Genomic DNA, 12,587 nt, shown 5'->3' with positions numbered 1-12,587 from the left:
GGCCATGTTCGTGAGGGCGAATGCCGGGCACTTTCCCTGGTCGGGGTTGGCAGTGTTGATCGACGTCCGACCACGTCCGACCACGTCCGACCACGTCGGACCACGTCAGCCGGGTCCGACCCCGACCGACCGACCCAGGTGCCGACAGAGAGAGTGACTGACCAGTGAGCGCGCCCGAAGCCCCCGAAACACCGGCACCGCCGGCTCCCGAAGCCGTGGCACGGCACCGGGCGCTCTTCAGGGCGATCCACCGCCGCAAGAACCCCCGCCTGCGCCAGTCGGACATCACGGTCACCGAGGAGACGCAGGTCAAACGCGCGGTGAAGGCGACCGCGCTGGGCAACGCCATGGAGTGGTACGACTTCGGCGTCTACGCCTACCTCGCCGTCATCATCGGCAAGGAGTTCTTCCCCTCCGGGAACGACACCGCGCAGACCCTCTCCTCCCTGGCGACCTTCGCCGCGGCATTCCTCGTGCGCCCCATCGGCGGCATGTTCTTCGGCCCGCTCGGGGACAAGGTCGGCCGCAAGAAGATCCTCGCGCTCACCATGATCATGATGTCGACGGCGACGCTGGCGATCGGCCTGATCCCCAGCTACGCCTCCATCGGCTTCTGGGCGCCGGTCCTCCTCGTCCTCTGTCGCATGGTGCAGGGCTTCTCGACGGGCGGTGAGTACGGGGGCGCCGCGACGTTCATCGCCGAGTACGCCCCCGACAAGCGCCGCGGCTTCTGGGGGTCCTTCCTGGAGTTCGGCACGCTGATCGGCTACACGGTCGCCGCGGTCCTCGTCACCACACTCACCGTGGTGCTCAGCGACGACGCCATGCAGTCGTGGGGCTGGCGCATCCCGTTCATGGTGGCGGCGCCGCTCGGCCTCATCGGCCTCTACCTGCGGATGAAGCTCGACGAGTCGCCCGCCTTCCAGAAGATGGAGGAGGGCGAAGGACCCGCGGCCGAACGCCAGAAGAAGTCCTTGAGGGAGTCCTTCTTCGGCCAGTGGCGGGCGATGCTGCTCTGCATCGCGCTGGTCGCCGCGTTCAACATCACCGACTACATGCTGCTGTCGTACATGCCGACGTACCTCACGCAGCTGGGCTTCGGCGAGACCGGCGGTCTGATGTCGATCGTCGTCGTGATGCTGATCCTGATGGCGCTGATCAACTCCGTCGGCCGCCTCTCCGACCGCATCGGCCGCAAGCCGGTCCTGATGGCGGGCTCGGTCGGCTTCTTCGTCCTCGCGCTCCCCGCGTTCCTCCTCATCAAGCAGGGCGGCACGGTGGCGGTCTTCACGGGCCTGCTCATCCTCGGCCTCGCCCTGGTCTGCTACCTGGGCGCCATGTCCTCCTCCCTCCCGGCCCTGTTCCCGACGGACGTCCGCTACGGCTCCCTGTCCATCGGTTTCAACATCTCCGTCTCGCTCTTCGGCGGTACGACCCCGCTGGTCGTCGCGGCCCTCATCGGCGCCACAGGCAACGACCTGATGCCCGCGTTCTACACGATGCTCGCCGGCCTCGTCGGCATCGTCGCGGTGGCCGCGATGAAGGAGACGGCCCGCAAGCCCCTGGAGGGCTCCCCGCCGTCGGTGGCGACGGACGAGGAGGCGCGGGAACTCGTGGAGTCCCAACGCGGCTGAACCACACCTGAATTGACGGGCCCCCGCCATGGTTCACGCTGTGTACATTCGGGCGGGGTGTTACCGGACGTGCGGCGTATGCCGGACCGTCACGGGCGGGCCCCAGTCTCACGCAAGATCCATCCGTTCCCGGAACGAGGAGACACCGCGTGACCAGACATTGTCCGACCCGTCGAACGATCGGTTCGGTCGCACTCGCCCTGACGACCGTCCTCGTGGGCACCGCGGCGACCGGCACGGTCACGGCGGCGACCGGCACGGTAACGGCGGTGACCGCCACCGCCGCCGACCCGCTGCCGGGGATCACCCCGCGGGCCGAGACCCCCGTCCTCCACGACGACGACGCGGGCGGCAACGCCGACGCCGACGACCCGGCGATCTGGCGCGACGCCGCGAACCCGGCCCGCAGCCTGGTGATCGCCACTGCCAAGGAGGGCGGGCTGCGCGCCTACGACCTCGACGCGCGCCCCGTCCAGTCGGTCGCCGCCCCGCCCGCGGAGGGGCCCGAGGACGCGCCGGGCCGCTTCAACAACGTCGACCTCGTGCACGGCCTGAAGCTCTCCTCCGGCCCCGCCGACCTCGCCGTCACCAGCGACCGCGGCCACGACCGGCTGCGCTTCTACCGCATCGACCGCGACCGCCCCGGCGGCCCGCTCACCGACGTCACGGACCCCGCCGCCCCGCCCGTGTTCTCCGCCGACCAGGACGAGATCAACGAGCAGCGCACCGCGTACGGCCTCGCGACCTGGCAGGACAAGACCACCGGCCGCTCGTACGCCCTGGTCAGTCAGCGGGAGCGCACCAGCGTCGCCCTCCTCGAACTCACCCCCGGCCAGGACGGCAAGGTCTCGTACCGCAAGATCCGCACGCTCGGCCTGCCGTCCACCTTCCGCCTGCCCAACGGCACTTCGTGGACCCCGTGCGGCGAGCCCGGTGAACTCCCGCAGGTCGAGGGCATGGTCGTGGACCCCGACAACGGCACGCTGTACGCGGGCCAGGAGGACATCGGCATCTGGCGCATGCGCGCCGACCTGACCGGCACGCCCAAACTGGTCGACAAGGTCCGCGAGTACGGCGTCCCCGGCACCTACGACGAGGAGGCGGAGGAGTGCACCCCGGGCACCGACCCCGGCTACGGCGGCGAGCGCATATCGGCCGACGTCGAGGGCCTGACCCTCGTCAAGGAATCCGACGGCGACGGCTACCTCCTAGCCTCCAGCCAGGGCGACAACACCTTCGCCGCGTACGACCGTGAGCTGAGCGACCACAACGAGTACGAGGGCGGGTTCCGCGTCACCCCCGCGAACAGCACGCTCGACGGCTCCGAGGAGTGCGATGGCGCGGCCGCGCTGAACGAGCCGCTCGGTCCGAAGTACCCCAACGGCCTCCTGGTCGTCCAGGACGGCCACGACGCCCCCGGCGACGGCGACCGCCCGGCCACCAACTTCAAGTTCGTCGACCTCGGAAAGGTCATGAAGAGCCTGGACGACTGAGCCCCCTCAGCGAATTCCACTTTGCAGCCGCATGGTTGAAGGGGCACGCTATCGCGTTGAAGGTAATGCCGATGCTGCATTGTGAGCTGCTTCACGGTACGTCCGCCGGGCCCGTGGTCGAGTAACTCCAACGGGCGTGAAAGCGGCCGAATTCCCGTCAAAGACCACGGCCGCCCCACGTCGTGTGAAAGACACAAGGAGGAGTTGCGTGAAGCGTAATACCCTGCGAGTGAGTGCGGCCACCGCGATGGCCGCAGTCGCCTTTGGTGTCGCGGCGCCGGCCGCCTCGGCTGTTGAACATCACCGCACCGGAGGCATCGTCGCCGCCGCGGAGGCCGGGTCCGAGCTCGGGGCTGCCGAAGCCCGGACCCTGCTGACTGTGCCCGAGTTCCGAGCCGAACTCGCCCCCGAAGCCGAGGCCGCCCTGCATGCCGTGGCCGACGGCAGCGCTACCCAAGAGGAGCGCATCGCCGCCCGTGCGTCCGCCGTCGGAACGTTCTGGAATCTGCTCAAGAAGGCCGGCCCGTCCGTTGTCAAGGCGGCAAAGAAGGCAGCCGGGAAGTACGCAACCTTCCGGAACTGGGTCAACGGCCTGTCCTGGTACAACCCGATTAAGCTGGCCTGGCAGGCTGCGGGTGCCGAAACTCAATACCAGATATGGAAGTACGTCCACGACCACATCTGACGCTCGTGCCGAGGGGGCCGAATACGTTTCTCGCACACGGCCCCCTCGGTCGCCCATCGTCGCCGGCTCTGGAAAGACCTCGACCTATGATCTCCTCGCGCCCCCCTCATTCCGATACAGCGGTCGGCTCGTCACCCGGAAACCGCACCGAGACCGTGATCGGCACCCTTCTGCTCACGGCTTTCGTCGGCTTCCTGTTCCTGTTCGTCGAGGACGCCCGAAACAACGATGCTCTTGCCACGACCGGTCGTGTCCTGCACTGGGCGGCGGGAGCGGGCATCGCTGCCACCATCGTCATCACCCGTACTGTGTTGCGGCGCTGGACGTCGGGATTCGATTGGATTTTCGCCGTGATGTGGGCCCTCCTCACGATCCTGACCTGGATGAACGGGGACCTTTGAGTTGCCGCGGCAGGCGTGAAGTGCTGGGCGGACAAGGCGTACATCGTGGAGGGGATCGCGTACGACGGAAAGCGCCCGGCCGGGATATTTCCGGCCGGGCGCTCGTGGGTCCTGCTGCCGTGCCCTGCTCACCAAAGGTGATCAGCAGGGGAGAGTGGTCTTGCCGGCAGCGCCTGTGGCACCGGTGGTGCCGTCCGCGAACGCCGTGGCGGCGGTTCCGTTACCGCCGGGCTTGCCCGGGCACACCGGACTGGCCGCGCCACCGGCCCCGCCCTTGCCGCCCGTGTGGCCGCCCGCGACGACAGCCGCTCCGCCGTTGCCGCCCTTGCCGCCGTTGATACCGGCACCGGCATTGCCGACGCCGCCTACGCCGCCCTCGCCGCCGGTGCCGCCGAGCTTGGCCTCGCCGCCGTAGCCGCCGTTGCCGCCGTTCCCGTTGGCGCCGCCGGCTCCGCCCGTGCCGCCGAGGCCGCCGACGCTCGCGACGCCATTGGCATTGCCGCCGTTGCCGCCGTTGCCGCCGTTGCCGTTGGCACCCGCGGCGCCACCGGTGCCGCCGAGGCCACCGATACCGCCGAGCGTCCCGACGCCGTTCGCCCCGTTGCTGCCGGGGGACCCGGCGATGCTCTGCGCAGGGGCGCCGCCCGTACCGGGCTGGGCGGAGGCGAGAGCGGGAGTGAAGGCGAGACCGGCCACGGCGATCGTGGCGATGAGGAATGTCCTGGCAGTGGTCGTGCGCATGGTGCGCATGGTGTTACTTCCTTCGATTTTCAGGCGGAGAGATGCTCCGCCTGACAGTCCCAACGTAGGGAAGTACGACGCGCTGCGTCCTCAGAAGGTTGATCGAATGCCTTTTATGGCGTGAATCATCAAAGTTTGGCTCCAAAGTCCAAATTCTGACGAGTTCCCGAGCGGGTGCCGGTGACGGCATACGTCACGAACTGCGCCCAGGCGCGCGGCTCCACGGCGAGCCGGGGGCCTTCGGGGCGCTTGGAGTCGCGGACGTGGATGGTGGTGGGGCAGGGGGCGAACTCTATGCAGTCATCGCCGGAGCCGCCGCTGTAGCTGGACTTGCGCCAGGCGAGGGCGACTTCAAGGCAGTCGTCGCCTGAGCCGCTGCTGTAGCTGCTCTTGAACCAGGCCAGTTCAGGGGTGCTCATTACGCTCCTCGCATCCGCTCCAGCAGGCTCACTGAATCCTCGAACGAGAGAGCCTGTGCGCGCATCCTGGCATACCGCATCTGAAGCATGCTGACGACTTTCGCGTCGGAGAGGAGCTGGCCGCTTTCCTGGCCCTCGGAGTAGGCGAACCACCTGTTCTCCGGTGTCTCCAGCAATCGGATGGGGCCGCCTAGCCCGGCATGGCTGCTGCGCACCACGGGCATGATCTGTAGCTCGATGTTCCGGCGCTCCGCGAGCTCCAGAACATGGTCGATGAGTTCCATGGTGACGTCATGCCCGCCCATGCCGCGCAGGAACAGATGTTCCTCAAGGATGAAGCTGTACGCGGTGTTCGGCCGCTCCGTGAGGAGGAGTTGACGCTCGACCCGTGCCGTCATCAAAGCCTCGATCTGCTCATCGCCCTGCGGGGGCAACTGGTTGAGGAACAGCGTCCGCGCGTACGCCTCCGTCTGCAACAAGCCCGGGATCAACCGGCACTCGTACGTCGAGAGGGCCACCGCCTCCTGTTCGAGCTGAGCCCACTTCCGGAACCACGACGCCAGCCCCCGCTGACGCGACAGCTGATTAGCCGTCAACCGCAGTGTGCCGAACGCGTCCAGCGTCACCTCGCACTGGTCGACGAACCGGGTCGGCGGAAAGCGTCTGCCCTGCTCGATGGAGGCGAGGAAGTGGACGGAGTAGCCGATCTCCCGGGCCAGGGCCTCCTGTGTGTACCCGGCGCGCTTGCGGAAGCTCTTCAGGACCGCGCCGAAGGCCCTGAGCCCATCGGTCGGTTCGGGCTCATTACTGCCCTGTGTATTTGACGACATCACGGGCATCCCCTGACGCTCGTTTACCGGTCCCCGCTGAACGCACCCATGGTCACGTTCGGTGACCCGTACTGTCCACTGTTTGTGCTCGTACAGTTACGCAGCGTACGAGTTTCGGAGCTGGTGACGCCCTCGGCGCGGGGCCACGGTGGGCACATGCCGACCCGAACCCAGTCCGCACCCCAGTCCGCACCCCCGTCCGGGAGTCGGTCCGAGGGCCAGTCCGAGACCGAGCCCGTCACCGCCGCCCTTCGCGCCTTCGTGCAGCGCTTCAGTGCCACGCCCCGGGGCGCGCGCCTGGCGAGGAGGCTGGCCAGGTATCACCTGGACGGCTGGGGCGTCGCGTACGACAGCGAACTGTCGGACGCCGCCGAGGCGATCGTCGCCGAGCTCGCCGCGAACGCCGCGACCCACGGGCGGGTGGAGGGCCGGGACTTCGAGCTCGCCCTGACGCTGTACGAGGACACGCTGCGGATCGAGGTCGCCGACACGCGCTCCGAACGTACGCCTTCGGAGACGCCCGAACCCCCGGCGCCCGACGAGGAGTCGGGCCGGGGGCTCGTGATCGTGGCGGCGCTGGCGGCGGAGTGGGGTGTGACCGGGAGGGCGGTCGGCAAGACGGTCTGGGCTCAACTGGCCCTGGGTGAGGCGGGTCGCAGCACCGTGGCGGCCAGGGCCAGGCCCGCCGCCGCGATGCCCGCGGCTATCCAGAAGGCGAGCCGGTAGCCGTCGGCCGCGGCGGCGAGGGCGGACGTTCCGGTGTCCGTCAGGGACTCCGTGCGGCCCGCCGCCAGGGTCGTCAGAACCGCGAGACCGAGTGAACCGCCCACCACCTGCGTGGTGTTGAAGAGCCCGGAGGCGAGACCCGCGTCCTCTTGGGAGGCGCCGCTCATCGCGAGCCCCGTCACGGCGGGCATCGCGGCGGCGAATCCGGCGCTGAGCAGCAGCATGCCGGGCAGGACGTCGACGGCGTACGAACCGTCGGAGGGCAGTCGGCCGAGGAGGGCGAGGCCCGCGGTGATGAGGGCGAGGCCCGCGAGAAGCGTGCGGTAGGGGCCGTAGCGGCCGATGAACTTCGCGGAGAGGCCGAGCATCAGGACGCCGATGGTGACGGGGGCGGGGAGGAAGGCGATGCCGGTCAGCAACTCGCCGTAGCCGAGGACACGTTGGAGGTAGAGGGCGCCGATGTACTGGAAGCCGTACATCCCGGCGATCATCAGTATCTGCACGGCGTTGGCGCCGGTCAGGACGCGCGAGCGGAAGAGGCGCAGCCGCAGCAGGGGGCGGGCCGCGCGACTCTGGCGGGCGGCGAAGGCGACGTACAGGAGGAGCGATCCGGCGGCGAAGGAGAGGGTCGCGGGGGTGGTGTGCTCGGAGGTGGTGACGATGGTGTAGACGGTGAGCATGAGTGCGCTGGTGATGAGGGCGGCGCCGGGGTAGTCGGCGCCGTCACCGAGCCCCGTACCGCGGCCGCTCACGTTGTCGGCGTCGGCGTCGCCGTCGAGCACGCGGACCGCCGCGACGAGGGCGACGAGGCCGATCGGCAGGTTGATCAGGAAGATCCAGTGCCAGTTGAGGGCCTCGGTGAGGGCCCCGCCGAGGAACGTGCCGATCGCCCCGCCCGCCGCGCCGACCGCGCTGAACACCGCGATGGCCCTGGCCTGTTGCCGCGGCTCGGGAAAGAGCGCGACGAGCATGCCGAGGACGACGGCGGAGGTCATCGCGCCGCCCACTCCTTGCAGGGCGCGGGCGGCGACGAGGACGCCCTGGTCGTTGGCGACGCCGCACAGGACGGAGGCGGCGGTGAAGACGGCGAGCCCGGACACGAACATCCGCTTGCGCCCGACGAGGTCGCCGAGCCGCCCGACGAGGAGCAACAGCCCGCCGAAGGCGATGAGATAGGCGTTGACCACCCAGGCGAGCCCGGCGGCGGTGAACCCCAGATCGCTCTGGATGGCCGGCATCGCGACGGTCACGATGTTTCCGTCGATGATGGTCATGAGCAGCCCGGAGGAGAGGACGGCGAGCGAAGCCCATGGGGAGGAGGCGGACGTTCTCCCCGACGAGGAAGGTCGGTCGACCTCGGACACGACCTCGGACACGACCTCGGACACGACTTCGGGCGCGGCCTGGGACACGACTTCGGGCACGGCCTGGGACACGGTGGCGACCTCCGTAGCAATGTGCGCCTCTGAGCTGCAAAGGTGCATGACTTGTAACGGGGTTCATCGTGAGTGACCATGGGGGCCCGGAGAAGGAGGCACTTTGATGTCCCAGAGGAACACCGGTGTTACCTCGCAGGTGGTGAACGCGGAAGCGTGCCCCGTCCGCGAGGTTATTGACAGGGTCGTGGGCAAATGGAGCGTCCCGATCATCATCGCCGCGGCCCACGGGCCGATCCGCTTCACGGAGTTGGAGCGCGTGATCGACGGCATCAGCCGCCGCATGCTGACGCTGACCCTGCGCAACCTGGAACGCGACGGCCTGCTGGTGCGGACGGTGCATCCGACGGTCCCGCCCAAGGTCGAGTATGAACTGACGCCCGTAGCACACGAGTTGTATGGAACGCTCCTGTCCCTGACCGGCTGGGCGGAACGCCACCGGATCACGATCGCGGAGTCGCGGGCGGCGTACGACGAGGAGCGTTCGCGCTGACTCCGCCTGGGTGATCAATCCCGAGGGGCCGGTGATCGCGAGGGAGATCCCGCCGGTAGGGTCGGCTTGACGGCGGCGTCACCTGGGGGAACTGATGACAGCAGCGGATGCGGTGCCCATAGTCTTCGCTCACGGGACGCGCTTCAGCGCGGGACAGTGGAGCATGCAGCTCGCCGCGCTCCGGGACGAATTCCCGGTGGTCGCCGTCGACCTGCCCGGCCACGGAGAGCGCTCGGCCCAGCCCTGGAGCCTGAGCGCCGCGACGGAGATCATCGCTTCCGCGGTGGACTCGCTCGGCCGCGGGCCCGCTCTGGTCGTCGGGCACTCGCTCGGCGGGTACGCCTCGCTTGAGTTCGCGCGGCACCGTCCGGAACACCTGCGCGGGCTGGTCCTCGCGGGAGCCAGCGCCTCGACCCGCGGCCTCCGGGCGGCGCCATATCAGTGGGTCGCCCGGCTGGTCCCTCGTATGCCGGCGGATCGCCTGGCCCGGTGGAACGACCGGTTGCTGCGGCGGCTCTACCCACGGGAAGTGGTGGAGGCGACCATCCGTGCCGGGTACGCCTTCCACACCCTGCCGACCGCCTGGGGCGAAGTCCTCGGACGCTTCGACGCGGGTGCGATGCGTCATGTGAAGGCTCCGGTTCTCATCCTGAACGGTGAGAAGGACGCCGTCTTCCGCGCCGGAGAGGCGGACTTCGCCTGCGCGCATCCGCACGCTCGCGTCGAATTGATCCCGCGGGCACGACACCTCGCGAACTTCGACGACCCAGCTGCCTTCACCGACGCGGTCCGCCGCTTCGCCCGCCAACTCCCTGCCGTCAGCTGAGCGTGCGGGCGGACAGGGCGCTCAGATTCAGAGCCATCGTTGTGCCGCCTCGACGGTGTCCCCGACGCCGGCGTTGAACGCGAGGGCGGCCTGAGGCGCATGACGGCGGGTCAGGTTCACGATCCGTTCGAAGAGCGGAAGCAGCTGCTCGGTCTTGCGGATACCGGCGCCGACGACCACGACATCCCAAGGCCGCTCGGTCAATGCTGCGACGAGGGCGGACTCGTACGACGCGTCGAACGCGATCAGCGTCATGGCGGCGTCGACGCCGTGCTCACCGAGCCGGACCATCTCCGCGTCCAGCGCGGCGCGTAGCGCCTCTCCGTCGACGCCGGGTATCGCTTGCGGGTCGTAACCGACAACAAGTGCAGAAGGCATGGGGGCAACCTATCGAGTCCTGTGTTGTACATGATCCCCCGCCCGCTGCTCACCCCCCCTCCGCCGCCCGCTGCTCACCCCCCCCCGCCCGGCGCGTCATCCTGGATGCCGGGTGAGCGCCGCGCGCTGGGCAGGGGTGAGCCGGTCCGGCTGGGGCGTGAGGACGTACGCGCCGGAGGGGGTGCGGCCGAGCGCCAGAGGGCCGCACACCCTCGGCTGCTGCTCGGCGGTTTCGACGGCGATCACCGTACGGGCCTGCGGCCAGCCGAGCGCGGCGGCGAGTTCGCCGGTGGGGAGGGGCCGGTCCGCGTGGAGCAGGGCGGCGAGGACGATGACCGCGTCGTCGAGGGCGGCGGTGGCGGACGGGCCGGTCATGTCCCGGTAGACCTGGGCGAAGAACCTGCGCATTCCTTCGAGCCGGGCTCCCGTGGGGGTGGCGGGGCCGAACAGGTCGGAACCTTCCTGGGCGGTCTCGGCCCACCTCGCGTTCTGCTCCGCGCTGGCCAGCCAGGTGCGGAGCCACGCCCCGTCGTCGATGACGTACCGCTCCCGGCGCCGACCGGGCTCGTGCTCGTGCTCGCGCGTGAGGACGTCGAGCCCTTCGAGGTATCCCACGGCCTTTGACACGGAGGCCGGGCTGACCGCCAGCAGTCGGGTGAGCTCCGCGGCGGTCCGCGTGCCCGAGGGGGTGGTCACGAGACAGGCCAGCACTTTGGCGGCCGTGCGGGGGAGTCCGGTGCCGATCAGCATGGCCGTGAATCTCTCCACGTACGCGTGGATGGCGTCGGTCAGCGGGGTGTGCGGGGTGGGCGAGGTGGGCGAGGTGGGCGGGGTGGCGACTTCAGTGCCTGGGTGCGTCGCGGAGTGGGGTAATTGAGTGGCCTGAGGTGAGTGAGGTGAGTGAGGTGAGTCAGGTGAATGAGAGGGCTGAGGTGGTTGAGGTGAGTGAGTCGGGTGGGGTGGGCGCGGCGCAGCGGAGCGCCGACGCGGACGGTTGCGTCGACGCCACGCTTCGGCGCGGTCGGCATGCTCCGCGCGGTAGCCTCCGGGACCGCCGTTGCGGGCGACCTCCCTGCTGACGGTCGAGGTCGGCCTGCCCAGCCGCCGGGCGATCCCGGCGTACGGCAAGCCCTCCGCCAGTCCCGCCTCGATCCCCCTCCGGTCCTCCGCGGTCAGCCGCCCGCCGCCCATGCCGTCGCCCCCTTCCGCCCCGCGCGTTGCGTTAGCTTTCACCAGCGACGCTACAAGACCCGAAAATCTGCCGGTTTTCCGGGAGTTCAAGCGCCTGTACGGCCCTCCGTGACATATGCACGACGTAGCTTTCAGGAGTTGCGAAAGAGACCCAGGAAGACCCAGAGGGAACGCAGGGGGAACCCATGAAGGACGCCGCTCCAACGGCGCGCACCACGCACGGACGCCGCGACCACGGCGCCGCTCAGCGTGTGCTCGACCAGGCCGTCGAGGAAGGGGGAGTGCCGGGAATCCTCACCCAGATCCGCGACGGCGGCGGGCACTGGTTCGGTACGGCGGGGGTCGCCGACACGCGGACGCGCAGGGAGCGGGGGCACGAGGACCGGTTCCGTATCGGCAGCATCACCAAGACCTTCACCGCCACGGTGGTCCTCCAACTCGTGGCCGAGGACAGGCTGTCCCTGACGGACACGGTGGAGCAGTGGCTTCCGGGCGTGGTCACCGGCTCCGTGCCGGGCGGCGCCGCGGACGGGAAGCGGCACGACGGCGCCACGATCACCGTCCGGCAGCTCCTCGACCACACCAGCGGCATCTTCAGCTACACGCACGACCAGCCGGCCCTGAGCAGCCAGGAGAGCTACACGCCCGCCGAACTGGTCGCGATCGCCATGTCGTACCCGGCGGACTTCCCGGCGGGCACCGGCTGGGCGTACTCCAACACCAACTACATCCTCGCCGGGATGATCGTGGAGCGGATCACCGGCCGGACGCTCGCCGAGGAGATCGCCGACCGTATCGCCCGCCCGCTCCGCCTGACCGGCACCACCCTGCCGCTCGGCGCGGACCCGGCGCTCCCCGAACCGCACGCGCGCCACTACACGAGATTGTTCTCCGCCGACCCAGACGCTCCGGTCCACGACGTCACGGAGCTGGAGACGACCCCGTACTGGGCGGCGGGCGGCATGATCTCCACCGTCGACGACCTCACCCGGTTCTTCGCGGCCCTGCTCGGAGGCCAGCTCCTACGGCCGGAGCAGCAGCGCGAGATGCTCTCCGTGATCCCCACGGACAACTGGCTCCCCCGCGCCGCCTACGGTCTCGGCGTCTCCCGTCTGACCCTGCCCTCCGGCACGGCGGTCTGGGGCATGGGCGGCGCGCTCTTCGGCTCCTGGTCGTACGTCTACGGCACACGCGACGGCACGCACATGCTCGCGGTGAACATCAACGCCGACTGGACGACGGGACGTTGGGACGACCCCGTCGGCGTCTTCACCGACCTCCTGGAGGCCGAGTTCAGCTACGGCTGCGCCCTGGGCTTTGCGTCCCCATGACTG

General features: G+C 69.5%; 14 protein-coding genes and 1 pseudogene. 8 read left to right on the top strand and 7 right to left on the bottom strand.

Annotated elements, in window-relative coordinates:
• The first annotated feature begins 164 nt into the window (after positions 1-164).
• The 4 genes from proP (at position 165) to AB0N81_RS18385 (ending at position 4,213) form a co-directional block, all read left to right on the top strand.
• On the top strand, positions 165-1,634 hold the full coding sequence (gene proP, locus AB0N81_RS18400) for a glycine betaine/L-proline transporter ProP (RefSeq protein ID WP_365359386.1): 1,470 nt from the start codon (positions 165-167) through the stop codon (positions 1,632-1,634).
• 149 nt (positions 1,635-1,783) lie between these two features.
• A complete protein-coding gene (locus AB0N81_RS18395; RefSeq protein ID WP_365359384.1) occupies positions 1,784-3,127 on the top strand; it encodes a phytase in 1,344 nt (447 codons plus the stop codon).
• A 208-nt stretch (positions 3,128-3,335) separates the two neighbouring features.
• The gene (locus AB0N81_RS18390) at positions 3,336-3,812 is read left to right on the top strand and encodes a hypothetical protein (RefSeq protein WP_365359382.1); all 477 of its coding nucleotides are present in this window, start codon (positions 3,336-3,338) and stop codon (positions 3,810-3,812) included.
• An 86-nt stretch (positions 3,813-3,898) separates the two neighbouring features.
• Positions 3,899-4,213, top strand: a complete 315-nt coding sequence (locus AB0N81_RS18385; RefSeq protein WP_365359380.1) for a hypothetical protein — start codon at positions 3,899-3,901, stop codon at positions 4,211-4,213.
• Between the two features lie 141 nt (positions 4,214-4,354).
• Here AB0N81_RS18385 and AB0N81_RS18380 read toward each other — a convergent pair whose 3' ends face one another.
• The 3 genes from AB0N81_RS18380 to AB0N81_RS18370 form a co-directional block, all read right to left on the bottom strand.
• Entirely contained in the window at positions 4,355-4,954 is a 600-nt protein-coding gene (locus AB0N81_RS18380; RefSeq protein ID WP_365359378.1) for a hypothetical protein, read from the bottom strand.
• 128 nt (positions 4,955-5,082) lie between these two features.
• Positions 5,083-5,373, bottom strand: a complete 291-nt coding sequence (locus AB0N81_RS18375) for a DUF397 domain-containing protein (RefSeq protein ID WP_365359376.1) — start codon at positions 5,371-5,373, stop codon at positions 5,083-5,085.
• Positions 5,373-6,212: a helix-turn-helix transcriptional regulator gene (locus tag AB0N81_RS18370; RefSeq protein ID WP_365359374.1), complete on the bottom strand. Its 840-nt coding sequence runs from the start codon at positions 6,210-6,212 to the stop codon at positions 5,373-5,375. The genes AB0N81_RS18375 and AB0N81_RS18370 overlap by 1 nt, the downstream gene beginning before the upstream one ends.
• Before the next feature lie 252 nt (positions 6,213-6,464).
• Between AB0N81_RS18370 and AB0N81_RS18365 the strand changes: the two genes are divergently transcribed.
• On the top strand, positions 6,465-6,929 hold the full coding sequence (locus tag AB0N81_RS18365; RefSeq protein WP_365359515.1) for an ATP-binding protein: 465 nt from the start codon (positions 6,465-6,467) through the stop codon (positions 6,927-6,929).
• Here the strand turns inward: AB0N81_RS18365 and AB0N81_RS18360 are convergent.
• A complete protein-coding gene (locus AB0N81_RS18360; protein ID WP_365359513.1) occupies positions 6,833-8,293 on the bottom strand; it encodes an MFS transporter in 1,461 nt (486 codons plus the stop codon). The genes AB0N81_RS18365 and AB0N81_RS18360 overlap by 97 nt on opposite strands.
• 178 nt (positions 8,294-8,471) lie before the next feature.
• Between AB0N81_RS18360 and AB0N81_RS18355 the strand changes: the two genes are divergently transcribed.
• Both AB0N81_RS18355 and AB0N81_RS18350 read left to right on the top strand, forming a co-directional pair.
• Entirely contained in the window at positions 8,472-8,858 is a 387-nt protein-coding gene (locus tag AB0N81_RS18355) for a helix-turn-helix domain-containing protein (RefSeq protein ID WP_365359372.1), read from the top strand.
• Between the two features lie 94 nt (positions 8,859-8,952).
• Positions 8,953-9,684, top strand: a complete 732-nt coding sequence (locus AB0N81_RS18350) for an alpha/beta hydrolase (RefSeq protein WP_365359370.1) — start codon at positions 8,953-8,955, stop codon at positions 9,682-9,684.
• A gap of 27 nt (positions 9,685-9,711) precedes the next feature.
• Here AB0N81_RS18350 and AB0N81_RS18345 read toward each other — a convergent pair whose 3' ends face one another.
• From AB0N81_RS18345 to AB0N81_RS18335, 3 genes and pseudogenes are all read right to left on the bottom strand, one after another.
• Positions 9,712-10,062 carry a hypothetical protein gene (locus tag AB0N81_RS18345; RefSeq protein ID WP_365359368.1) on the bottom strand — a complete coding sequence of 117 codons (351 nt, stop codon included), beginning with the start codon at positions 10,060-10,062 and terminating at the stop codon, positions 9,712-9,714.
• Positions 10,063-10,158: 96 nt separating this feature from the next.
• On the bottom strand, positions 10,159-10,830 hold the full coding sequence (locus AB0N81_RS18340) for a MarR family transcriptional regulator (protein ID WP_365359511.1): 672 nt from the start codon (positions 10,828-10,830) through the stop codon (positions 10,159-10,161).
• Between the two features lie 246 nt (positions 10,831-11,076).
• A pseudogene (locus AB0N81_RS18335) lies at positions 11,077-11,253 on the bottom strand (helix-turn-helix domain-containing protein); the annotation flags it as partial.
• Between the two features lie 185 nt (positions 11,254-11,438).
• Between AB0N81_RS18335 and AB0N81_RS18330 the strand changes: the two are divergent.
• On the top strand, positions 11,439-12,584 hold the full coding sequence (locus tag AB0N81_RS18330; RefSeq protein WP_365359366.1) for a serine hydrolase domain-containing protein: 1,146 nt from the start codon (positions 11,439-11,441) through the stop codon (positions 12,582-12,584).
• Positions 12,585-12,587 lie beyond the last annotated feature (3 nt).

Source organism: Streptomyces sp. NPDC093510 (assembly GCF_040683555.1).
GTDB lineage: Bacteria > Actinomycetota > Actinomycetes > Streptomycetales > Streptomycetaceae > Streptomyces.
The sequence above is the reverse complement of the archived record's forward strand: the minus strand, read 5'-3'. Positions and strand labels throughout refer to the sequence as shown.

Excerpts from the sequence above, each read along its gene's own strand:
- AB0N81_RS18385 (WP_365359380.1), top strand. The coding sequence starts at position 3,899 with ATGATCTCCTCGCGCCCCCCTCATTCCGATACAGCGGTCGGCTCGTCA.
- AB0N81_RS18380 (WP_365359378.1), bottom strand. The coding sequence starts at position 4,954 with ATGCGCACGACCACTGCCAGGACATTCCTCATCGCCACGATCGCCGTG.
- AB0N81_RS18375 (WP_365359376.1), bottom strand. The coding sequence starts at position 5,373 with ATGAGCACCCCTGAACTGGCCTGGTTCAAGAGCAGCTACAGCAGCGGC.
- AB0N81_RS18370 (WP_365359374.1), bottom strand. The coding sequence starts at position 6,212 with ATGCCCGTGATGTCGTCAAATACACAGGGCAGTAATGAGCCCGAACCG.
- AB0N81_RS18355 (WP_365359372.1), top strand. The coding sequence starts at position 8,472 with ATGTCCCAGAGGAACACCGGTGTTACCTCGCAGGTGGTGAACGCGGAA.
- AB0N81_RS18350 (WP_365359370.1), top strand. The coding sequence starts at position 8,953 with ATGACAGCAGCGGATGCGGTGCCCATAGTCTTCGCTCACGGGACGCGC.
- AB0N81_RS18345 (WP_365359368.1), bottom strand. The coding sequence starts at position 10,062 with ATGCCTTCTGCACTTGTTGTCGGTTACGACCCGCAAGCGATACCCGGC.
- AB0N81_RS18330 (WP_365359366.1), top strand. The coding sequence starts at position 11,439 with ATGAAGGACGCCGCTCCAACGGCGCGCACCACGCACGGACGCCGCGAC.